This window comes from Chitinophaga lutea (assembly GCF_003813775.1).
In the GTDB taxonomy this organism is placed as follows: Bacteria; Bacteroidota; Bacteroidia; order Chitinophagales; family Chitinophagaceae; genus Chitinophaga; species Chitinophaga lutea.
Map to the genome: position 1 here is coordinate 244290 of NZ_RPDH01000002.1, position 22454 is coordinate 266743.

Below are 22454 nucleotides of genomic sequence, written 5' to 3' on the forward strand. Positions count from 1 at the left end.
CAATACTAAAACCTACAATATGAAGAACAAACAGATCATTGCCATTTCCACACTGGCAGTAACCGGCCTGCTTTCGTTTTCGTGCAACAAGAACGACGACCCCAACCCCGATATCATCTGGAGCATTCCGCTCAGCACCAAGTTTGAAAATCCGACCCCCGCGAACCGCACCGAAACGGGGTTGTTAACAATGCAGCTGTTCTCCAACAACGTGCTCAAGTATTCTTTCCGGGTCGAGAATCTCGCTTCCGGCGACCAGCTCACCATGGCGCATTTCCATACGGGCAATCCCGTGGTGAACGGCCCCGTGATATTACCGTTCCCGGCATTTACGGGCACCTCGGCATCCGGCGAAATAACCATCCGGGCCTCACTCGCGGATAGCCTGAAAGACAGTAAGAACGATATCTACTTCAATGTGCATTCCACCCAGTTCCCGGGCGGCCTGGTAAGAGGCACCGTGAACAGCGACATTCTCGTGGCGGCGGACGTAGCACTGAACGGCACGAACGAAGTACCGCCAACGCCCACTCTGGCCACCGGCAGGGCGCTGATCAGGCTCACGGTAGACCGGAAACTCTATTCACTCGTAACGGTCACGAATGCACCGGCAGGTGATGCCCTGACCGCCGCACACATCCACCGCGGCGCCACCGGCGCTAACGGCGCAGTGCTTGTAGGTTTGTGCGCCAGTGCGGCGGATTTCGGTACGCCGAAAACGACCCAGCTCGACGAACCGACCGCCAGCGCTGTGAAAACGGAAGCGTTATACGTGAACGTACATTCCACGGCTTTCCCCAACGGGCTTATCCGGGGGCAAATCCGCTAACACCGCATCAATGCATAAAAAAGGTTGCTTCCATCGGGAGCAACCTTTTGTTTTTGTAACGATAACTTATGATCAGCCGGGGAACGGCCTGTCGCGTAGAAAACGCGTCACCGTTACTTTCTGCAGCCCCTTGTCCGCGTGCAGCGATTTGTAGTGCGTCGTAAGGTCGCGCTCGAACGCGAAAATGGTTTTGGTCATGGCAATCAGCCGGTATACTTCCGTTACGCCGTTATATACCTGGGTCGCCACCAGCTTGTCGTACGAATAGGCGCCTTCCCGCCTGCTGCGGTCGGCGTATTCTTCCCTGAATGCGGGCGGCGCGTCGTTGTAGGTGACCCCGAGGAGCGTGTTCCTGGGCAGGGCCAGCTCATCCTCCAATTGTTTCTTCAGCGTGGCGGCAAACGACGCATCGGTGCCTTCCACCGTGACCTTCGTTTCATAATTCGCGTCGCCGGTGATCCGCACCCAGTTGCGGCCGGCCAGGGTAGTGGCTATCACCTTGATGCTGGCCGTCAACGTGCCGTCGCTCAGGCGGATATACGTGATGCCGGATTTGTTCGTGGTGACGGTGATTTTATTGTCCTGCACGGTGGCGCCGGCAATGTCAGGGTGATCGGACGCGACCGTATAAGGTTTCACCTCACCGGTGATAACGATCTCTGTTTGCTGCCCTGCCAGCAGTTGAACGGTACTGGTGTTTACAGGGATTTTGGCGGCCTCCTGGTCCTTCTTGCAGGACAGCAGGGTCAGGCACGGTACAAGGAAAATAAGTACGTGAAAAAGGCGCATAAGATGGTTTCAATCCGTTAACAAATATGCCGCATCCGGCAGGTTTAAAAATAGATAAAATATCCATCTTCAAAACCAAAGGATGCGGCTCGATAAATTCATCGATGGCGGAATACCGGCTGACGGATATCAGGTGCACCGGCGCCCATCGGGATGCCCTTCGCGGGTGGCGATCAGCTGCAGCAAACTCTCGTGGATGTAAAAATCCCATCCTGCCTTACAATCGTTATAGCAGGCCAACGCGGGCGTCAGGCCCTGGTGCGTCATGGAAATGGCCGTAGTATCCTGTTGCCGGCGGATATCCCAGACCAGTGCGGTGCCCTGCCATTCCTTTTTGTTGCCGAGCCAATGGAGGTGGCAATCGGTCACGCGCCACACGATTCTTTCGCATGGATTGAACTCTTCGACCTTAAAGTCCACGTAGGTGTCCCGTAATGTTACCGTAAAGGTGCTGTGGAGCCGGGATGCGCTCCCCCTGACGTTAGCCGCCCACCAGGCCGGCACGTTGCAGATCTGGTCGAATACCTGTTGGGCGGGAGCGTTGACGGAGATGCCGGCGGCATAATGTTGTTCCATATTTTTTTTAACCACAAAGCTATCCCGCGCCGTGATGGAGGTATTGTACGAATCGGAAGCGGTCAGGAACGGTAAAACATCTTCCCGAAATCGCCCGCGCTGCTTTCGAACCGCGATGGCGGCCAGCCGGTGAAACGTTTGAACTCCCTGATGAAATGCGCCTGGTCGTAATACAGGTGATAAAACTGCCTGTTGTCAAGGATGGTGTGCGGATGATTGGCGAGGGCCTGGAATACCGCCTGGAAGCGGGTAATGGCACAAAGGCCCTTGGGGCTGACACCCAGCTTTTCGGCAAATTTCATATTCAGCCACCGGCTGCCGTACCCGGTTTCCGCCTCCAGCTCCCGGATGCTGACGCGCCCGGCGGAGGTGTTGATGCGGTCTATGCAATAATCGAAAACATTGTCCCGGTCGTCCCGCAGCATGCCTGCCAGCACCTCCTGCAGTAGCCGGATCTTTTCTTCGGCCCCCGGCGCATGGCCGGCTCTTTCTTCCAGGTGGCGGGCAAGTTTCCCCCAGACATCTTCCAGCTGCAACACCTGGTTTTTCAGTTCGCACTGTTTGACGTTAAAGAACCGGTAAGCGCCTCCCGGGCTGAATTCAATGCCGATGATCCCCGAAGGCGCATCTGATAACACGTCCACCGTAAACGGCAGATCGCAGACGCCCACGAGCGCAAGGCGGTGCGTTCCGGCAATTTTGCAACGCCCTTCGCGTTGCGCCGACAAGCTGTTCCGGAACGGGAGCATCAGCCGGACGCAGCCGTTCGGCACAATCATTTTAAGATCGGGGCGGGGAATACGGCGGTCGCACTCCAGTACATATATCCGGTCGATATAACCCCTGAGCCGGGGATGAATGGCGGTATGTCTGAAAGTTAATTCCATCAGCGGGAAGCACGATAAAATTACGAAAACATTGCTTCCCGCTGACGGCTATATGATAGCAGATTTAAGGATGACTGATGAAGAGGGCCTTCGACGCGTACCGGGCAAGGCGGTCGGCATGGCTGGAAGAGAAGAACGAAGACAGGGTGCCCCTGCCGTAGGCGCCCATGATAACCATGGCGTTTTCCCGGCCCAGTACATATTCGAGCAGGCCGGAGCGGCTTTCGCCTTCGATGGTATGGAATGACACGTGCCGGTAGTAGCGTTCCAGCCAGTCCTGCATTTTCTGTTTTTCTTCCGCCGTTACCAGCTTGGCGGCATTGGCCGTTACGACGGAGACGGGCTTGCCTGCCAGTTGCGGGAAATTCAGCGTGAATTGCCGGATGGCGAATACGGACGAGGGGCTGCCGTCAAAGGCAAAAATGATTTCTTCCAGCCCGGTGAAATGTTCGGGCATGATGATGGCCGGGCATTCGGATTGCGCCAGCACTTTTCTTACAAAGGTATTGGGAGAGGTGCTGGAAATGTCGTCGAAGCACATCGCCGGGTCGATCAGGATCAGGTCTGCATAGCGGCTTTCGAGCAGCACCTGTTCGAGCGCATGCGCGCTGATGCTCCTCGTCTCAAAGGCCAGGCCACGGTTGATGCAGCTGTTTTCGAAGAAGGCGATATTCTTGCGGATGCGCTCTTCCTTCAGCTGTTCAACCGGGGTTTCAATACCCACCATCACGCCGCCGTATACGATGTCCTGGTGAAGCACGGCATAATGCGGATCCTGGCCGGTGCTTTCCACAAATACGCCGGTCAGCGAGCTCTGCTGCAGCCTGCAGAGAAAGGATGCGAAATCAAGCGTGCCTGCGTTGAATTTCTGCGCGTCTGCCAGGAAGAGTATCTTTTTCATGGTGGATTAATTTACCGGAAAATTACTCCCGCCGCACCCCCTGGCCAATGACGGTCATCACTGGCTGCTATGACGGAAAACGGCGTAAAAATTGTTTGCCGTCACCATCCGGCGCATCCTCAAAATGCTGGTTTCCAGTACATAACAACCATATCGTCCCCCCGGAGGCGGGGCAATGGGAATCATCCAGGGCGTCGCCCGCCGTCATTGAAATCGGCCCGCCCGCAGGTTACTTTTACGGTAAACTTGTAATACGCCTAAAACTCATCCTATGGTTATCGAACAATATGCCATCAGCATCATCTACCAGAACAGGATCTGGCATTTACCCGTCACCATTGAACAGGACGGCCCCTTCGACAAAATCACAGTCGGCATCAACGGCGAGGAAGTCTACTTTGCCCGGGACGACCATGACGGGCTCATGCCTGTGAGCCACCGCGACCACTTCGAGCCCCAATTCCTCTACCTGGTAGGTCTGGCTGTGCAGCAACAGCGGAAAATGTATAACTGACACCCGCTAAATAAAAGAGCCGCCTCGGTGTTTTGAGACGGCCCCATTTATTTTTGCATACCGGCACTGGTCAGTGAACCGGGGTATCCGCTACGCTGCTGCCTTTGATTACCTTCAGCAGTTCCGGTTTTGTTTTCTTTTCCTGGTTGAATATCCTGGCAATGATAAAGATACTGAGCAGCATGCATACCGCACCGATGAGAAAATGCACGCCGGGGAAATAGAACGGCGCGGACTTCGATGTGAAATAGGCAAACGAGCCGTTCATGACCGGCGGGCCTATCACCGTGGTGAGACTCATCAGGCTGGTCAGCGCTCCCTGCAGCTCGCCCTGCTGGTTGGATGGCACATGACCGGAAATAACGGATTGCAAAGAAGGACCGCAAATACCGCCAAGGCAATAGGGGACCAGGAAGGCGAACATCATCCAGCCTTCCGTGGCGAAGGCGAACAATGCCATACCGATCGCGTATAAAGTCAACCCGGCGTAGATGCTCTTTTCATTCCCGATTTTGGGAACCACCACCCGGGTGAGTCCGCCCTGTACCGCACCCACCAGCACGCCTACAACGGCCAGCGATATGCCCACCATTTTCTCGCTCCAGCCGAAGCGGTACTGGGTGAAAAAGTTCCAGTTGGCGTTCACCGCCTGGCTGGCGAGATAAATGAGGAAGAAGCTGATGGTGAGCCCGCCTATTTCAGGATGCTTCGTCAGGAATTTCAGGGAACCGAAGGGATTGGCCCTTACCCACTCGAATGGCCGGCGGTTCTCTTTGCTCAATGACTCCGGCAGCATAAAGTAACCGAACAGGCAATTGAAGAGACACAATGCTGCCGCGGCATAAAACGGCGCCCTGATGCCCAGTGTGCCCAGCAACCCGCCCAATGCGGGGCCCAACACGAACCCGAGCCCGAAGGCCGCACCCACCAGGCCAAAGTTTTTGGCGCGGGTGGTTTCGTCAGGGCTGATATCTGCGATGTAGGCGGTGGCGGTCGTAAAACTGGCGCCTGTAATGCCGGCAATAATGCGGCCGGCGAACAGCCATCCGTAGGTGGGCGACAGGGCGAGAATGATGTAGTCGATCCCGAAACCCAGCAGCGACAACAGCAGGATCGGGCGACGGCCGTACCGGTCGCTCAGGTTACCGATCACCGGCGCGAAGGCGAACTGGGTGGCGGCAAAGGCGAGCAGCAGCCACGCCCCGTAAGTACTGGCCTCATTTAGCGGAACGCCTTTCAACTCAACGATCAGATCGGCCATTACCGGGATGATCAGGCCCCAGCCCATGATGTCTATCAACAGGGTAACGAAAATAAAGCCGAGCGCTGCTTTTTTGTTAGTGGTTTGCATATAGTTGCTTTAGGTTTTTTCAGCTTGTTCGTGTTTTTTGAACACAGCAAACTTACTATCAAAACTTAAACAACAGGGGATGCGAATACGACATTTTTGAGGGGCGAATATGACTTTTACGGTGGTCAGGCTGGCTGGATATCGTAGGCAATGTACCGCCAGCGCGGATCCTGTTGTGGATCGGCGCCGCTGGAAGGATGCCTGAACAGGTACCTGTCGTCTTTGTTGCCGATGAAATACCGGCTGTACCAGTCGCTGACGATGCTCGCCTGCTGTTCGATCCCGTATTCGTGAAACGGTCTCGAAGGCGGCATTTCGTAACGGTAGCCCGCTGCGCCGCCTCCGCTGCAGATCGTTTCGGTCAATGCCTGCACCACAAAAGCGCTGTCGCGGGAAGAATGTTCGATTTGCCAGGCGTGCACCAGCTCATGGATGAATACTTCCCCATACTTCCTTACCAATCCGCTGGGATTCATTTTTCCGATGTTGTATAAACGGGGATCGGCCATCGCGTCGGGCCCCATGTTCAGGGTAATGCTGCCGTCGGGCTCCGGCCAGACGAATGCACGGTCATCCGCGCCGATGGTATCGGTCAGCCAGATGTTATGGATCGACGGGAGGGAACCCTTAAACACCACAGCATTCGCCCAGTCATATTCTTCCTGGTGGAGGCGGCGGCGGTTGGAGCCAATCCGCGCAACGCCCATGGCCAGCAAGGCATAAAAAGTCCCGAACGGCCCTTTCATCCACAGTACGCCCGCCACAAGCCGGGCGCCGGTATCGAGCGAGCCGGTTGCGATCAGCGAAATGGCGCCAGCCCCGAGAAAAACGACCAGCCCCACCGTGGCGGTAGGGATAAGCGCCAGCCCGATGATCCAGTTGCCGATGAATGCCAGGCAGTCTTCCACCGTAGCCGTGATCAGGTCCGAATATGCCGTATTCGTACCGAGCCAGCTGTTGATGAATTCATTAAAAAAAGCCGCCACGATGGGGCTGTGCATGGTTTCCTGGTAATTCTCGGTATGGCGCGTGCCGATGTGTCCGGCCTTTTTCATGAAGAGCACTTTTCCGCTGAAGGCCGTTACCATGATTTTGATATTGTAGTCGTATGGCGCGAAATAGCTGCTGTTCGTGATCCGGCATTTCAGCCGCACGGTGCCGCTCCGGTGCAGGAATACTTCCACATTCGCCCCGAAGGAATGCCAGCCGGCGGACGATACGTATTTCGTCAGTTTGACCGTATCCCTGTCCGGCATTTCCCAGCCGCCGGCCCCGCGGTACATGGTGTTCAGCAAACCGTGCAGGCAGTGCCGCCCGGGCTGGAAACGCTGGTTCAGGGCATGAAGGGAAAAAGGCGGGTGAATGATATCACCCGCGAGTTTTTGCCGCCTTAAAACGGCCTGTTTAACCGTCAACATGATGATTGTATTTACTGGTTAACGTAACGCGACCAGCACGGGGATCAATCCCTGGCCATCACTGAGCCCCTGAAGCGCTTTGCCGATCACTGCCCCGAACGCCCGCAAAGGATCAACGGCTTTCATGGCGTGGCCGGGCGTGGCGGAAGTGGTGAGCAGGTCACCTTTGGCAATGGGGCCGTACCGCGCGTCGGCTTTACAGAATACCTTGCCGACCAGGGCTACCGGTTTCCGTGTTTTATCTGCGCTCTGTTTGTCGAGAATAATGCCGGGGCGGTAATTCCCCGCGCCGGATATCACACCGGCCACGCGGGTGTCGTACGCAGCGTTGCTGGTTTCAAGATGATCGCCTTCGCCGAGGATCATCACGGTGCCGGGCTCCGCTTCATCCGCGATGTTGAAATCTTCCGCGAAGTCGGCGCCCATGCAACAGATGTCACGGTCGGCCGTGATGTTGCCCCGCACATGTACATCGCCCGTAACGAACACGCCGCCTTCGAAGAAACCCGCTACTCCTTCATGGCCGGCCTTCCTGGCGTAAATGGCCGCGCCGGTGCCGAAGGGGTTGTCGTTGTACGCCGCGATGGCGGCAGTCCTCAGAGAATTGGTCACCGCATGCATGCCTTCAAAACTTTCACTGCTGCCGTATACGCCGATGCCGGATTTGCTGTTGCCTTCCACAGCGGTGTTGCTGACGCTTTCGCCCAGTACGCCGCGGCCGGTACCGCTTTTGCCGACCACGCCAATACCGATGCCGCGCCCGCGTTTCGGTTGCTTCAGCATCATCAGCTGCTGCGCCTGCGGCGGCAGGGCATGCAGCCGGTAAGCCGGGCCGGCATTCGGATCGAATTCCTCCGCGCCTTTGGCTATGCTGTCGTCGTCCAGCAATGCGCCCAGGTGATGCATTTCCATGTTCAGATCCACCTTGTCGAAAGGCTGGCCGAATACGATGGGCTCCTGGTCTTTCGATTCGCCGTACACACCGAACCATGCGCGGCTGACGCCGACAACGCCCGATGTTTTGGTGGATTCCCCGTGCACGCCGAAGCCTTCATAACTGTGGCCGTACACGCCGGTGGATTTTACCGATTCGGCGAATACGCCGGCGGACTCCCGGCTTTTTGCCAGTACGCCGTACGATGTGGCCGACTCGCCGGAAACACCCGGTCCTGCCGGATTAGCGCCGGCTACGCCCGGCTGGTCAGGCGCTGCGGATACACCTTTGACGCCTGCATATTTTTCACTTTCACCCAGTACGCCCGCTGTATCGGGCGCATTTGTGGTGCCGATTAAGTTTGCCATAATGTATTGTTTTAGAGGTTCACAAACGGGAAAGGCCTACATCCAGGATCTGGTTGCCGGCGGCATGCAGGGCCTCCTGCAATGCAGGCACCGCCATTCCTTCGGCGGCCTGCACAAAAGAAATACCCACCGCCATCATTTCCAGTGCTGCCCAGCCGGCAGCTGCATCCGGCGGAACGGGGAAGGGGCCTTTTTTCCGGGGAATGACGATTTTCGGGGGAACAGGGCAGAGGTCGTCCGTAAAATCCTGCACGAGGCCGGCAGCGGCCGTAGCGGCTTTGCCGGATTCCTCCGGCCGCAGCGCCACGGAAAGATCATGGATCAATAATGCACGGTCGATCACCTCCTGCGCCAGCGCGAAAGCAAATGCAATGTCGCCGGGGGGAAGCGGCTGGGGGTTCAGGGCAACCAGCGAAAGGGGGTTCCCCCAGAGATCCCATACCTGCGGATAACGCTGTGCGATCGCCCGCAGTGCGGCGCCTGCGCCGGTATAAAAAACGGATTGTTTTAACGCGCTCCGGATGATGGGCGCCCAGGGGCCGGAGGGGAGCGCGGGGTCGTCGGGATGGGGCCTGTAGGCGGCCTGCAGGGCTTGTGAGGTGAGCTGTACGGCCTGCTCCCGGGTGAATGCATGATTTTTCATGAGAGTGGTATTAAAAGTTAACGAATCGATGATCGTCAGTCGCAGCTGTACTGGAACGCCCGCGTTTCGGTACTCGCGCCGGTCACCGCCGTAGCGGTGATTACCCGCCCGTCTGCGTCAAACGTGTAACTGTATTGGGTGATCGTAGCGCCGGACTTTAGCGACTTTGCGAGGTTCCTGTTGAACACGTTCACAAATCCCTGTATCAGCAACTGGTTGATGCGGAATATATCCGCAGGCTGCACCGGCCGGTCGGTGTAATATTCGAGCGTGAGGCTTTGCGTATTGTTGGAAATGGCGGTGCAATTACCGTCCGCCCATACCGTCGCCGTTGTCACGGCCGGCTGTTTGTCTTTCTGCGAAACCTGTTTCACCAGTTCGCCCTTTGCATTGTATTCGCAGGTGATCACTTCCGAATCGAAAGTGCCGTCTGCCTTGAAGAGCTTGATCAACGCTTCCGTCGGCCGCTGCTGCGCATCCGTCTTCACAGTGGTTTGCTGCCTCATTTTACCGGACGTTAAATACGTGATCACATATCCATTGCCCGTGTAATCAAATACCACCTCATCCTGTTTGCTGACAAGGCGGCTGAGCTTCCCTTCGTTATTGTAGGAAAAGCTGTAAATGGACGTGGCTGCGCCGGAATTGACGATCATGGTGGCGGTGCGGCAATCGGCGGGGGAGGTTTTTTTGTCTTTCCGGCAGGCGCACAGCACCAGCAGGAATACAAGAAGGAGCGGGGAAAACTTTTCCATGGCCTGATCTTTTTCCAGCAAAGCTAGCCAGGGCGCAGGGGACGATCAATGTGCCGTGCACCATAAATGCTCGCCCGAATGGCGGAAAGCGCCTCCGTTAAATGACGGAAACTGCATGAGGGGTACACGGAAAGTTGAAGAAAGGCATTTACCACAGCGAACGGATTTTCAGCCACTTACCGCATTGGCCGTGTAAATGCCACGGCCACGCCTATATCCGCGAGCCGATTTTTCGATAACTTTAATCACGGAAACTCATTCTTCACCCGAAAACCCCCAACAATGAAAACGACCTCCATCATCCTCAATTTCGTTTTAATAGCTGTTGTGTTATACCTCGGTTTCTTCAACCGCTCCACAGCGCAACAGGCACAACAGCGCAATTGCAATATCCTCTGCGCCGATTATTCGCTCGACAACAGTTTCAGGGGCATAGACCTTCACCTGGCCAAGCTGCTGGCGGACAACTATGCGAAAGACGAAGGCAAAAAATTCATCGGCAACGGCCGCAACATGACTACCACCGAAGATGCGCGCAATGCCTGGTTCCCGCTCGAAACGATCAAACGTTTCATCTGGCAGATCGAAAGCGCGGCCTGCAAAAAGAGCTGTACGAACAAAATGCGGCTGGGCATCCGGATTTACTACGGCAAATATCCTGACGCCAATACCATGCTGCAAACGCCGGGGCTGGCCGATGTGCAGTCGCGTTATGCCCTGCATCATACAGTGTTTATGGTGCCCACCTTCAGCGATGGCGGCCGCGACGTCGATTTCGATCCCTGGCATTGGGGCGGCAGCGGCTGCAAACCCACGTCCATTAAAGAATACCTGGCCAACAACTGGAAAGTGCAATCACCCAACATCGCCATCCTCGCCGCCGGATATACACGGGCAGGCGATGCGCAGAACCATGGCGACATGTCACCCCCGCCTTCAGGCAGCGGCGAATTCGGAACCGAGTAAGCTGAACAAATGGATCATACCGTATATATCAGATGGGCGCATAATGCCTTCGAACTGATGGCCTGCATCACCGGTTTCGTGTACTGGCGGAAGCTCCGCGGCACATACTGGCAATGGTTTCCCATCTACCTCTCGCTGATCTTCGGCATGGAAATGAGCGGCAAGTATATCCGGGACGTGCTGGGCAACGTGGAATGGAACTTCGTCCTGTTCCGTTACATTTGTATCCCTTTGCAGTTCCTCTTTTACTGCTGGCTCTTCCGGCAGTACTTCAAAGGCACGCCGGTTCGGAACAGGCCGCTGCTGGCCGCCGCTGTGTATGTGTTGAGCCTGGGCGCAGACATCGTGTTTGTGAGCGATGCCAAACTCTGGTTCTTTTCATTTTCCTACACCGTAGGCAACGTGATGCTGCTGATATTGATCTTTACCTTTTTTATCAGGCTGGTGCGCGACGAAGAAGCGCTGCAATTCAAAACCAGCCTGATGTTCTGGGTATGCCTGGGGCTGTTGCTGTTCTACCTCGGCACCATGCCTTTCTATGGCCTGCACAACACGCTGCGCACGAAATATCCCGCCATATTCATGGTTTATTGGTATATTCAGATCGCACTGAGCGCTTTCATGTATACATCCTTCACACTCGGTTTTATATGGAGCAGGCAGAAATGACCATATTCATTATCCTCGCCAACCTGGTGGTGCTCATCTTTGTGGCCGGCACCATTATTTTCATCTACCAGTTCCGGCAGAAAAGAATGAAACACGATATGGAAAAAGCGGGCCTCCGCGAACGGCATCAGCTCGAACTGCTGAACACCCAACTGGCGGTGCAGCATGAAACCATGCAGCATATAGGGAGCGAGATACACGACAGCGTAGGGCAGAAACTGACGCTGGCCGTACTTTACGCCCGCCAGCTGGTGCAGGGCCGGCAGTTCCCGGAACTGGAAGAAAAGGTGGAACGGATCGGCGACATTGTCAATGAGTCGCTGGAAGAATTGCGCCAGCTTTCCCGCACGCTCAACAACCCGGCGCTGTCGCAAAACGACCTGGTGGCACTCCTGCAGCAGGAATGCAGGCAGGTGAACGCAGCCGGCATCTGCCACGCTTCGCTCGAGGTGAATACCCCAACTATCCATGTGGCGGCATCCGTCAAAAACATGCTCTTCCGCATCGTGCAGGAGTTTATGCAAAACAGCCTCAAACATGCGCAGTGCAAACGGATCCATATCGGTGTGCAGCTGGCTGACGGCCTGCTCATCGAAGCCACGGACGACGGCAGGGGATTCGACACCAGCCAGCCGCCGCGCGGCATCGGCCTCGACAATATGAAACGCAGGGCGCTGCAAATCGGCGCCGTACTGGGGCTGCAAAGCAGTCCGGGCAACGGCACCCGCCTTACCCTGCAATTACCAGCAGACAAAATGGAACCCGCTTCAAAATGACTTACAGCATCGTTATCGTAGACGACCACCTGCTGATCGCAAAAGCCATCGCTACCATCGTGGAAGGTTTTCGCGACTTCGAAGTACTGTACGAAGCCGAAAACGGGCAGGCGCTTACAGCACGCTTCGCACAGCCCCGCAACATCCCCGACATCGTGCTGCTCGACATCACCATGCCGCTGATGGACGGTTTTGAAACCGCTTCCTGGCTAAAGGAACATCACCCCGAAGTACTGGTCATGGCCCTCTCTGTGCAGGACGATGAAGACGCCCTTATCCGCATGATCAAACACGGCGCAAGAGGTTACCTTCATAAAAACGTGCACCCCACCGAACTGGAAAAAGCCCTGTACACCCTCGTCAACAAAGGCATGTACTTCCCCGATTGGGCCACCAGCAAAGTATTCCGAACCATCGCAGAGCCCCGCGACGAAACGCGCCTCACGCACAAGCTCAGCCAGCGGGAAATTGAATTCCTGCAATTCGCCGCCACGGAACTGACATACAAAGAGATCGGCGAGAAGATGTTCTGCAGCCCGCGCACCGTGGAGAGTTACCGCGACAGTCTCTTCGAAAAGCTCGGCCTCAAAACCCGGGTAGGCCTGGTGATGTATGCGGTGAAGAACGGATTGGTGAAATTATAGTGCCTTCCTCAGCAAAAAAGTCCCGCCGGAACCCGGCCTGAAAAGAATTAAAAACTTTTTCTTGCTTGGTACGAAAGTTTTCCTACCTTCATGTTGTGAAGTCAAATGCCCTGTTCTCAACCGTCTTTAACAGCCCGGCCGGCAGTTTAATGACGCGGTTGCGAGGTGCCCTGAAAATAGCAGACAAAGAACTGAAAACATTACACGAGCTCATCAACAGGCTCAACCGGCGGATTTAAATCGCCGCTGCATTACCCTTCAAATAAAATAACACATGAAAAACGTTGCCATGGGAACACTGTTCCTGTTACTGGTGATGCGGGCGCCCTTTGCATCCTGCCAGGATTCCCTCGTTACTGCCATCGACCGGCTGCTGGCCGCCGAATTCGTAAACGATAAGCCCGGCGGCGCCGTGCTTGTCGCCAGGAACGGGAAAATCCTCTATAAAAAAGCGTTCGGCATGGCCAACCTGGAACTGGACGTGCCGAACAGCGAAAACACGGTGTTTTACATCGCGTCCAACACCAAGCAGATGACGGCCGTGGCTATCCTGCAATTGATGGAGCAGGGAAAATTATCATTGCAGGACACGATGGGGAAATATGCACCGTGCCCGCCCCCGGCAAGCGGCATCACCATCCGGCAGCTGCTTTCGCATACCTCCGGCATCGTTGTGAACGTGACGGCGCCCGGCTTTAAGGAAACCGCGGGCAAACCCCTCACCGAATTTGCGCCGGGCACAAAATGGAACTACAGCAATACAGGTTATAGCGTGCTGGGTTATATCATTGAAAAAGTATCCGGGCAGCCTTATGGTGAGTACATACAGGAACATATTTTCAAACCCGCCGGCATGACGAGCTCCTGGGTGGCGAACAACGATCGGCTCGTCAAAAACAGGGCGGCGGGTTACACCAACGGCAAACGCGGTTACCGGAATATGCCGCTGGAAAATCCGGCAGGGTTTTATGCGTCGGGCGGCGTGCAATCCACCATACTGGATATGTACCGATGGAACGAGGCGCTACGATCCGGGGTGCTGCTGAAAAAAACAACGCTCGACCTTGCGTTTACACCGCAGCAACTGGCGAACGGCGATTCCACCACCTATGGCTTCGGCTGGCACATCTGGGATCTGCGCGGCAGCAAATCGTGCCGCCACGGCGGTGCGGTGCCCGGTTTCTTTTCAGAAACGCTTTATTTACCTGTCGAAGGCATCTTTGTCGTTATTCTCCAGAATTCCGAATCCATCGCCCCGATCGGCGCTTACACGAGGATTATTGCATCCATGATGACGGGCAACCCGTATAGTTTCCGTGAAACCGCGATGTCTCAAAAAGCACTGCAGGGTTTTGAGGGCCTCTATGCGAACCAGCACCGGGAACTGGTCAACATTACCGCAGCGGAGGGAAAGTTATATTTCCAGCGGCCCGGCGGTATGAAATACCAGGTCAAAGCGGCCACGGACCATGAGTTCTTTTTCGACAGGGACTATTTATGGCTGGAGTTTGAGCGGAATGCGGCCAAACAAACGACGGGGCTGCTTTTCAGCAAAGTGGGCATCGGCGCCAATTACTGGAAGAAAACGGATCAGCCTGCACTGAAACTCTACCCGGAACGTTTTTCAGACAGCCTGATGACCCTGTATGCGGGTGTATACGCATTCGCTAAAGACGATTCCGTTTTCGTCGAAAAAAGCGGTGGTACGATCGTGCTGAAGTCGGCCGGAAAAACAACCCATACGCTGGTGCCGCAAACGGAGCGGGGCTTCACGACGTTTCCCGGCAACCTGCATGTTGTATTCGAAACGCCGGAAGGGCAGGAGGGTGCGCTTGTTTTACAGGATGGGAAGACAAAAAAAAGAGCGCGGAAAATCAGGTAGTGCAAACACCCTTTTCCGCGCACTTCATCCCTCGCTGAAGTCGTTAATGTTTCACTTTCCAGAATGCTTCCGTGCCGGGTTTTCTTTCGTCGGTGCCTTTTACCAGCAGCGTGTCGGCGGCTTTCAGGTCGCCAAACACCTCAATGCCTTTTTCGGTGACCATGCCCTGCCGTACGTCCACCCATTGCGCTTTGCCGTCTTTCACCCGGATGACGAATTTTTTCTCCTGCGTGGTGGCGATGGATCCGGGCGGCACTACGAAGGAAGGTCCCTGCCGTTCCATCCCGATTTTTACATAGGCAAAAGCGCCTGCTTTCAGCAGCCGTTGACTGTTATCTACTTTGAATTCCCAGAGCTCCGTGCGCGTGGCGGGATCGATAGCGCCGGATTTGCGTGTGGCCTCGGCTTTGAAAACCTGTGTTGGGTAAGCATCCACCCGGAAGCTGATTTCTTTCAGCGCCCCGGTCGTGTTCACGTAAATTTCCGGCACCGCTGCCCGCAGACGGAGCGTTTTCGTGTTCTGAATATGGAACAACATGGCGTCCGTGCCTACCAGCGCGCCGGGATCGGCGTGGCGGGCGGTGATGACGCCATCGAAGGGTGCGGTAATATACAGGTAGCCTGACACGGCTTTGTATGCCTGCGATTGCCGGCGCGCGGCTTCGAACGTGGCGCTGTCCGCCAGCATCTGCTGCCGGCTCCGCTCCAGGTCTACCGGTGCCACAATGCCCGGTGTTTGCGCGCGGGAGGCGCGTTGCAGGCGGTCGTACTGGTCGCGGCTCGAGGCCCATTTTGCTTTGGCCGACTGAAGACTGGCTTCGGACTCCGCGAAGCGGCTGTTGACCTCAGGCGCTTCAATCACGGCAAGCGTTTGTCCTTTTTTTACCTGGTCGCCAAGGTCCGCCTTCATGGTTTTCACGAATCCCTGTACCCTCGCATACAGCGCGGCCTGTTCATAGGGAATGAGCTCCGCCGGCAGTTCCACGTTTTTCCGGGCGGTGTCCGGCTGCAGGATAAATACCGCCACCGTATCGGTCACCGTTGCCTGTTTGTCCGCAGCCGGCTGTCGGTTGCCATTGCAGGCGGCCAGCATACTGCCCGCGGCGAGGAAAGAAATGAATCGCATATTACTGTTTCTCATAAGTTTTACTGTTTTCATCATCCGGATCCAACGATACGGAACGGTAAGGTCGCTGGCCGGTCACAAGCTGGTACACATGCGGCAGGAAAAACAAAACGCTCACAGCGGAAAATACCAGCCCGCCGATCACCGCAACGCCCAGCGGCGCTGTCTGGTCGCCGCCTTCACCGATGCCGAGCGACATCGGGATCATGCCTGCGATCATCGCGAAGCTGGTCATCAGGATCGGCCGCAGGCGCGATTCCGCGGCGGCGAAATGTGCGCCGGGAAGTTGTTGTTTGCGCAGCTGCTCCGCCTGGGTAATGAACAGCACCGCGTTCGCGATCGCCACCCCTACGGCCATGATAGCGCCCATGTACGACTGAATGTTCAGCGAATGCCCGGTAACGAAGAGGAAGATCAGCGAGCCCGCCACTACCGCCGGTATCACCGATAAAATCGCCAGCGCGATGCGGAACGACTGGAAGTATACCGCCATCACCAGCAGGATCACCACCACGGCGATCAGCAGGCCGAACTGCAGGCTCGACAAGGTCTGGCGCAGCAATTCAGGTTGTCCGCGCATAACTATTTTTGCACCGGCGGGCAGTTTGCCGAGACCGGCGATGGCATGCCTGACTTCTTTGAAAACGCTGCCCGCATCGCTACGGTGGATGTTAGCCGTCACCGTTACATAACGTTGCTGGTTCAGCCGGTCGTATTCTCCCGGCATGACGGTCGTTTTCCACGACGCCACTTCGCTGAGGTAATGTGTGCCGCCCGCACCGCCGGAAACTGGAATGGCTTCCAGCTGTGCCGTGCTGTTCATACGGTATTCCGGGTATTGTACCTGTATCTGGTAGGCCGTGCCGGTGCTTTTATCGAGCCAGTAGCTGGGCGCGGTAAACCGGCTGGAGGAAGTGGCCGTTGTGGTGCTTTTTGCGATCTGTTCGCTGGTAATGCCGAGCTGTCCGGCCTTTACCCTGTCTACCTCAAGGCGGATAGCAGGATAATCGAGCGGTGTGGCAATTTGCAGATCACGGATGGCGGGTATCGTGGCGAGTCGCTGCATCAGCTGCTGCGCGATTTTCCTGCCTTCTGCCAGGTTGCGGTTAGCCACCGCAATTTCGATCGGGTTGGTGCTGCCCTGGTTCAATACCTGCTCCACGATGTCGCCGGGCTCGAAGGAAATTTTCACCCCCGGCATATTGGCGGCCACGGCGGCACGCAGCGCTTCCTTGTATTTCGCGATAGGAATAACCCCGCGCCTGATTTTGATGCGGGTCACCGATTCATGCGGCCCGCCCGTCCAGAGATGAATATAGTTCACCGGGTAACTCGAAGGCTGTGTGCCTACGAACGCGGATGAGATATCGGTATTGCCCGCACCGGCGATACTGTCCGACAGCTGCAACAGCCTGCGGGTGGCATCTTCCGTGCGCTCAAAGCGGGTGCCCACCGGCATCCGCAGCCGCACCTGCACCTGTCCGCTGTCTGCCTGCGGGAACAGTTCCGTACCGGTCAGCGTGAACAATAACACCACCAGCCCGGCAGACGCAAGGAGGAACGATGCCGTTATCCAGCCCGCGCCTTTTTGCAGCCGCCTGCCTTTGCCGGCATATGCCGATTTGATTTTTTCGAAGAATGGATGACCGTTACCCGCCGCATGTGGTTGCAACAGCCAGTTGGATACTACCGGCACGAAGGTTTGCGACAGCAGGAAAGAAGCGATCATCGCAAAACCCACTGCCAGCGACAGCGGCATGAACATCGCCCGCGGCACGCCGTTCATGAACAATGCCGGCACAAACACGGCGAGAATGCTCAGTAATATCAACAGCTTGGAGCCTGCGATTTCCCGGCTGGCATCCGCGATGGCGCGGGCGCGGCTTTTTCCCAGCTCCATGTGCCGGTGAATGTTTTCTACCGTCACCGTGGCTTCGTCTACCAGGATGCCGACCGACAGGGCAAGGCCGCCCAGCGTCATGATGTTGATGGTCTGGCCGGTGAGGTACAGCAACATGGCGGAACAGAGCAGCGCCAGGGGGATGGTCATGATCACGATCAGTGCGCTGCGGCGGTCACCGAGGAACAACAGCACCATGAGGCCGGTGAGAATGGCGCCCAGGCCCCCCTCAAACAGCAGGCTTTTCAGGGAATTGATCACGTAACCCGACTGGTCGAAAGCATACGTAACCTTGATATCTTCCGGTATCGCCGCCTGCATATCCGGCAACGCGGCTTTCACCCGCTGCACTACATCCCAGGTGGAGGCATCGGCTCTTTTGGTGACGGGGATGTATACCGAACGTTTACCGTTGATGAGCGCGTAGCTGGTGGTAACATCCGCGCCGAGGCTGACGTTCGCAATGTCTTTGACATACACCGCAGCTCCGGCGCCGAGTTGCAGCGGCATGTTCTGCAGGTCTTCCAGCGATTCGATCATACTGTTCTGCGGCGTGATGTAAGTGGTGTCGCCGATGCGCACATTGCCCGCCGGGGCGATGCTGTTGAATTTTACGAGCTGCTGCACCACCTGATCCGGCGACAGGTTGTGCCCCCGGAGCTTTTCCGGATCCACCGTCACCAGCACCGTTTTCTGGTTGCCGCCGAATGGCGGCGGGGCAGACACGCCGGGCAGGGTCGAGAACATCGGTCTTACCCGGAACAGCGCCAGGTCGGAGATCTCGCTCAGCGAACGCGATTCCGAGCTGAACACCAGCTGGCCTACCGGCACGCTGCCTGCATCGAAACGCGTCACGAAGGGCGGCACCGTGCCCGGCGGCATGAACGCGCGGGAACGGTTGACGTACCCCACTACTTCGGCCATGGCCTGGCTCATGTCCGTTCCTTCGTTAAATTCGATTTTGATGATCGCCGCGCCCTGGATGCTTTTGGATTCCACATACTTGACGCCGGTGATATACAAAAAGTGATATTCGTAGTAGGAGGTTACCAAACCTTCCATCTGTTCCGGTGAAAGGCCGCCGTATGGCTGCGCCACATACACCACCGGCAACCCCAGCTTCGGGAAAATATCCACCTTGGTGTTGCGGATGGACAGGAAAGAAAAAAAGGCGATCGCGATAACGGCTACCAGGATGGTGACCGGGTGCCGTAAAGCGGCTGTGATTAACTTCATATCGTTATTTCAAAGTATCCAGAAAGGTTTGCAGGTTGCCGCCGGCCACCGCTATATCCAGCAAGGCGCGCCAGGTTTGCAGGTAAGCGCCGGCCTGTGCGGTTTCCGCTTTGAGCAGTTCATATTGCCCCTGCATCAGCCGCGTGTAGTCGATAAGGCCGCTTTCGTAGCCCAGTTTCAGGCCGTCGAACGCAAACCGCGCCGTACGGGTTTGCACCGTGGATTGGCGGGTGATGAGCAGTTGCTGGTCGTAGTTGAACTGCGCCGTTTCCTGCTGTTTCTGCAGGTTGAGCGACACCTGCTGCAGTTGCGCCTCGTCTGCACGGAGGAGTGAACGGTACTGCTTTTTCTGCAGGTTCGCCTGCGCAAAACCCAGGATGGGAAAACTCAACTGAACGCCCAGCCCGTAGTTTTTGCGGGACAGGGACCAGCCGTCGGTTTTATCCACGCTGCCGTCTGCCGCTACGCCGGAACCGCGGGCGTAGGCGTTGGCCCATACATCGAAACGTGGCCGCCAGCCGCGTTGTATTTCTTTCAGCGCGGCTTCACTCAGTACCTTTTTTGATTCGTACAACCGGAGCTGCGGATGACCGCCGGTTCCGCCTGTGGCGGCCGGGGCATCGGGGGTGTTGCTTAAAAATGCCGTGTCGGTCAGTTGCAGTTCGGACGGTTTCGCGGGAAGGCCCGTCAACTTCGCCAGTTCCGCCAGCTGTTCAAAATACCGGCGCTGCAGCGTCAGCAGATCCATCTCCGCCTGTGCCAGCACAGACTGGAACTGCGCCGTATCGATACCCGGGCGCAGGCCTTCTTTCGCCAGCACCAGTGCCTGGTTAAGGCCGGTGGCGGTGCGGGCGATATTGGCCTCGTAACTGGCCGTCAGGCTGCGGAGATACACCGCATCGAGGTAGGTGGCGATGACGGTGTATTGCTGCCGGAACAGGGCGTCGTTGTACTGGCTGGCAGCCACCTGGTATTGCGCCGCCGCCTTTTCCACGGCTGCCTGCCGCTGGCCGAACGTCAGCGGGGTCCACTTCAGCAGGGCCGACAAGACGGAGCCCGGCACCGCATCATAGGTGTTGCCGGCGGAAGGAGGGCCGCTGATGGGCAAAAATCCGCCGGGGTAGGTCATGCCCGTGATGTTGTTGTAAGTGGCGTAACCGGCCTGGTAGCTGGCCGTAAGGTCGGGCAGGAGCGTGTTCTTTGCCAGGCCCACGCTATAGGCCGCGGCATTCGCCTGCTCCTGTTGCGCCCGCAGTTGCGGCTGCTGTTCCCTGGTCAGTGAAACGGCTTCCCGGATAGACAGGCTGCGCTGCTGTGCGAACACACTGCCGGATAACAGGCAGCAAACAGCGCCCGCATAGAGTAAATTGGATAAAACGAAGGATGGCCTCATGTTGGTGCTCCCAAAAGGGATCAATGGTTTGGTTGGTAAGTGGTATCGGCGCCCAAAGTACACTAATTCAGTAGGGTATTCTGGTATATTTGAAAATGTTTTGGTATTATTTTACCGGATAGGGGGGCGGGACCGGGTGATTCATTGCGCCGCCCGGTACGCCTGCGGTGTTTGCCCGGTCATCCGTTTGAAGAACTTCACGAAGTGCGAGGCATCGGTAAAATTCAGGGACAACGATACTTCCGATACCGTTTTATTGGTATAACGGAGCTGCCGCCTCGCTTCGTTCATAATAAACTCCGCCACCACGGCCGTCGCCGATAAACCGGCCGCCTTCCGGCAGGCCGCATTCAGGTTCTGCGGGGTGGTATGCAGGAGCGCGGCGTAATGCGACACTTTCATTTTAGCCTGGTGGCCGGTGCGGAGCAGATCCGTGAAAGCATGGAAAAGATCGGTGCGCACGGCCGGCCGGCGGGATTCGAAATGAGGATCGTCGAGGATTTTCGCCAGCAATGCTTTAACGAGGCCTTCCTTGATGTGGACGGACATATCCGATGTGCCGCCGTTTTCTTCCGCCAGCAACCCGAACATCCGCCGGATACCGGCCTGTTCGCTGATTTGCAGGCAGGTAGTTCCGCTAAACCGCTGCAACAGCATTTCCAGCTCACGGTCGAGGCTTTTCTCCACGAAACTGTTTTTGAAGATCAGCACAAAACCTTCCGGCTCGGAATGCAAATCCCAGTTATGCACCTGGTCGTGCGAGATAAAGAACAGCACGCCCGGCCGGATGGGATATTTCACCCCGTCGATCCAGTGTTCGCCGGATCCTTCGGTGAGATAGATGATCTCGAAATACTGCTTGTGTTTATGCGGCACCGTTTTCCGGGGTTCTTTCCGGAACGGCTCGGCTTTGATGTGGTCGGCGTGGCTGATCTTGTTCTTGACCGGGATGGTACTCTCCATGAATGGGTGCGGTTTCGGGAACTAAGCTACAAATGATTTTCAATTTCCGTTACTTTCGCAGGGAGCCCTTTAAAAATCATGCCATGATCACAACAGGAGGATTACGGGAAATGAGTTTACAACGCGATAAAATCACCGCTCCCGGTCAGTACCCTTTCAGTATCCCGGTATTGCGAAATTTCACCTCCCTGCAGTTCCACCCCAAAGTCACGTACCTGGTGGGCGAAAATGGTATGGGTAAATCCACCCTGATCGAAGCCATCGCCATCGCCTGCGGGTTTAACGCGGAAGGCGGCACCAAAAACTTCAACTTCTCCACGGTGCAGGCGCATTCGGAATTGCACCGGTATATACGCCTGATCAAAGGGCCGGTAAAACCGAAAGACGGCTTTTTCCTGAGAGGTGAGAGCTTCTTTAATGTGGCCACGAATATTGACGAATTCAAGGACGCCAAACTGTTGGAGTCTTACGGCGGCAAATCGCTCCACAAACGGTCACACGGCGAAGCGTTCTGGGCGCTGTTCATGCACCGCTTCGGCGGCAAGGGGCTCTATATTCTCGACGAACCGGAGGCCGCCCTGTCGCCCGCCCGGCAGATGGCCTTCCTGACCCGGATGCATGAACTGATCCGCAAGGACTCCCAGTTCATCATCGCCACACATTCCCCCATCATTATGGCCTACCCGGACGCGGTCATTTACGAGCTGTCGGAAAACGGCATCCGGCCCTCCGCCTATACCGACACGGAGCATTACAAAATATCCCACCAGTTCATCAATAACCCGCAGCGGATGCTGAAAATCCTGTTGGAGGAAAATGGCTGATTTGCCGCGCTAAACCGGTATTTATCAAGCGATAAAAAAATTGGAATTGTCGTTTTTTCTTTATATTTTGTAATAACAAAATCATTTGTCTATATGAAACGATTCCTGAC

The 22454-nt window shown here is 56.2% G+C and carries 21 protein-coding genes; 8 read left to right on the top strand and 13 right to left on the bottom strand.

Annotated features, from left to right (window positions below; translation table 11 throughout):
• The first annotated feature begins 19 nt into the window (after positions 1-19).
• On the top strand, positions 20-829 hold the full coding sequence (locus EGT74_RS13260) for a CHRD domain-containing protein (protein ID WP_158618129.1): 810 nt from the start codon (positions 20-22) through the stop codon (positions 827-829).
• A gap of 72 nt (positions 830-901) precedes the next feature.
• Here the strand turns inward: EGT74_RS13260 and EGT74_RS13265 are convergent, their stop codons facing one another.
• The 4 genes from EGT74_RS13265 to EGT74_RS13280 all read right to left on the bottom strand — a co-directional run bounded on the left by EGT74_RS13265 (position 902) and on the right by EGT74_RS13280 (position 3982).
• Positions 902-1618: a hypothetical protein gene (locus EGT74_RS13265; RefSeq protein WP_123847072.1), complete on the bottom strand. Its 717-nt coding sequence runs from the start codon at positions 1616-1618 to the stop codon at positions 902-904.
• Positions 1619-1747: 129 nt separating this feature from the next.
• The gene (locus EGT74_RS13270) at positions 1748-2194 is read right to left on the bottom strand and encodes an SRPBCC family protein (protein ID WP_123847073.1); all 447 of its coding nucleotides are present in this window, start codon (positions 2192-2194) and stop codon (positions 1748-1750) included.
• Positions 2195-2256: 62 nt separating this feature from the next.
• On the bottom strand, positions 2257-3081 hold the full coding sequence (locus tag EGT74_RS13275) for a helix-turn-helix domain-containing protein (RefSeq protein WP_123847074.1): 825 nt from the start codon (positions 3079-3081) through the stop codon (positions 2257-2259).
• A 64-nt stretch (positions 3082-3145) separates the two neighbouring features.
• Positions 3146-3982, bottom strand: a complete 837-nt coding sequence (locus EGT74_RS13280; protein WP_123847075.1) for a universal stress protein — start codon at positions 3980-3982, stop codon at positions 3146-3148.
• A 271-nt stretch (positions 3983-4253) separates the two neighbouring features.
• Here EGT74_RS13280 and EGT74_RS13285 point away from each other — a divergent pair, with 271 nt between their 5' ends.
• Positions 4254-4496: a hypothetical protein gene (locus tag EGT74_RS13285; protein ID WP_123847076.1), complete on the top strand. Its 243-nt coding sequence runs from the start codon at positions 4254-4256 to the stop codon at positions 4494-4496.
• Between the two features lie 70 nt (positions 4497-4566).
• On the opposite strand, the gene EGT74_RS13290 is transcribed toward EGT74_RS13285, so the two are convergent.
• The 5 genes from EGT74_RS13290 to EGT74_RS13310 form a co-directional block, all read right to left on the bottom strand.
• The gene (locus tag EGT74_RS13290; protein ID WP_123847077.1) at positions 4567-5847 is read right to left on the bottom strand and encodes a TCR/Tet family MFS transporter; all 1281 of its coding nucleotides are present in this window, start codon (positions 5845-5847) and stop codon (positions 4567-4569) included.
• A gap of 125 nt (positions 5848-5972) precedes the next feature.
• Entirely contained in the window at positions 5973-7265 is a 1293-nt protein-coding gene (locus EGT74_RS13295) for a hypothetical protein (RefSeq protein ID WP_123847078.1), read from the bottom strand.
• A gap of 18 nt (positions 7266-7283) precedes the next feature.
• A complete protein-coding gene (locus tag EGT74_RS13300) occupies positions 7284-8567 on the bottom strand; it encodes a hypothetical protein (RefSeq protein ID WP_123847079.1) in 1284 nt (427 codons plus the stop codon).
• Between the two features lie 19 nt (positions 8568-8586).
• Positions 8587-9210 carry a hypothetical protein gene (locus EGT74_RS13305; RefSeq protein ID WP_123847080.1) on the bottom strand — a complete coding sequence of 208 codons (624 nt, stop codon included), beginning with the start codon at positions 9208-9210 and terminating at the stop codon, positions 8587-8589.
• Positions 9211-9245: 35 nt separating this feature from the next.
• Positions 9246-9965 (bottom strand): hypothetical protein, encoded by a 720-nt coding sequence (locus tag EGT74_RS13310; protein ID WP_123847081.1) that lies wholly within the window; start codon positions 9963-9965, stop codon positions 9246-9248.
• Between the two features lie 282 nt (positions 9966-10247).
• On the opposite strand from EGT74_RS13310, the gene EGT74_RS13315 reads away from it, so the two are divergent.
• From EGT74_RS13315 to EGT74_RS13330, 5 genes are all read left to right on the top strand, one after another.
• Positions 10248-10931 carry a hypothetical protein gene (locus EGT74_RS13315; RefSeq protein ID WP_123847082.1) on the top strand — a complete coding sequence of 228 codons (684 nt, stop codon included), beginning with the start codon at positions 10248-10250 and terminating at the stop codon, positions 10929-10931.
• A gap of 9 nt (positions 10932-10940) precedes the next feature.
• Complete coding sequence (locus tag EGT74_RS26920) at positions 10941-11600, top strand: hypothetical protein (RefSeq protein WP_158618130.1); 660 nt, start codon at positions 10941-10943, stop codon at positions 11598-11600.
• On the top strand, positions 11582-12376 hold the full coding sequence (locus tag EGT74_RS26925) for a sensor histidine kinase (RefSeq protein ID WP_158618131.1): 795 nt from the start codon (positions 11582-11584) through the stop codon (positions 12374-12376). Before EGT74_RS26920 ends, EGT74_RS26925 begins: the two co-directional genes overlap by 19 nt.
• Positions 12373-13020 carry a response regulator transcription factor gene (locus tag EGT74_RS13325; protein WP_123847084.1) on the top strand — a complete coding sequence of 216 codons (648 nt, stop codon included), beginning with the start codon at positions 12373-12375 and terminating at the stop codon, positions 13018-13020. The genes EGT74_RS26925 and EGT74_RS13325 overlap by 4 nt, the downstream gene beginning before the upstream one ends.
• Positions 13021-13294: 274 nt before the next feature.
• Positions 13295-14902 carry a serine hydrolase domain-containing protein gene (locus EGT74_RS13330; RefSeq protein ID WP_123847085.1) on the top strand — a complete coding sequence of 536 codons (1608 nt, stop codon included), beginning with the start codon at positions 13295-13297 and terminating at the stop codon, positions 14900-14902.
• A gap of 43 nt (positions 14903-14945) precedes the next feature.
• Here EGT74_RS13330 and EGT74_RS13335 read toward each other — a convergent pair whose 3' ends face one another.
• The 4 genes from EGT74_RS13335 to EGT74_RS13350 form a co-directional block, all read right to left on the bottom strand.
• Positions 14946-16043 (bottom strand): efflux RND transporter periplasmic adaptor subunit, encoded by a 1098-nt coding sequence (locus EGT74_RS13335; RefSeq protein ID WP_158618132.1) that lies wholly within the window; start codon positions 16041-16043, stop codon positions 14946-14948.
• Positions 16030-19164 (bottom strand): efflux RND transporter permease subunit, encoded by a 3135-nt coding sequence (locus EGT74_RS13340; protein ID WP_123847087.1) that lies wholly within the window; start codon positions 19162-19164, stop codon positions 16030-16032. The genes EGT74_RS13335 and EGT74_RS13340 overlap by 14 nt, the downstream gene beginning before the upstream one ends.
• Before the next feature lie 4 nt (positions 19165-19168).
• Positions 19169-20557 carry a TolC family protein gene (locus tag EGT74_RS13345; protein WP_123847088.1) on the bottom strand — a complete coding sequence of 463 codons (1389 nt, stop codon included), beginning with the start codon at positions 20555-20557 and terminating at the stop codon, positions 19169-19171.
• 141 nt (positions 20558-20698) lie between these two features.
• Positions 20699-21520 carry a helix-turn-helix domain-containing protein gene (locus EGT74_RS13350; protein WP_123847089.1) on the bottom strand — a complete coding sequence of 274 codons (822 nt, stop codon included), beginning with the start codon at positions 21518-21520 and terminating at the stop codon, positions 20699-20701.
• Between the two features lie 83 nt (positions 21521-21603).
• Between EGT74_RS13350 and EGT74_RS13355 the strand changes: the two genes are divergently transcribed.
• On the top strand, positions 21604-22344 hold the full coding sequence (locus EGT74_RS13355) for an AAA family ATPase (protein WP_123847090.1): 741 nt from the start codon (positions 21604-21606) through the stop codon (positions 22342-22344).
• Positions 22345-22454 lie beyond the last annotated feature (110 nt).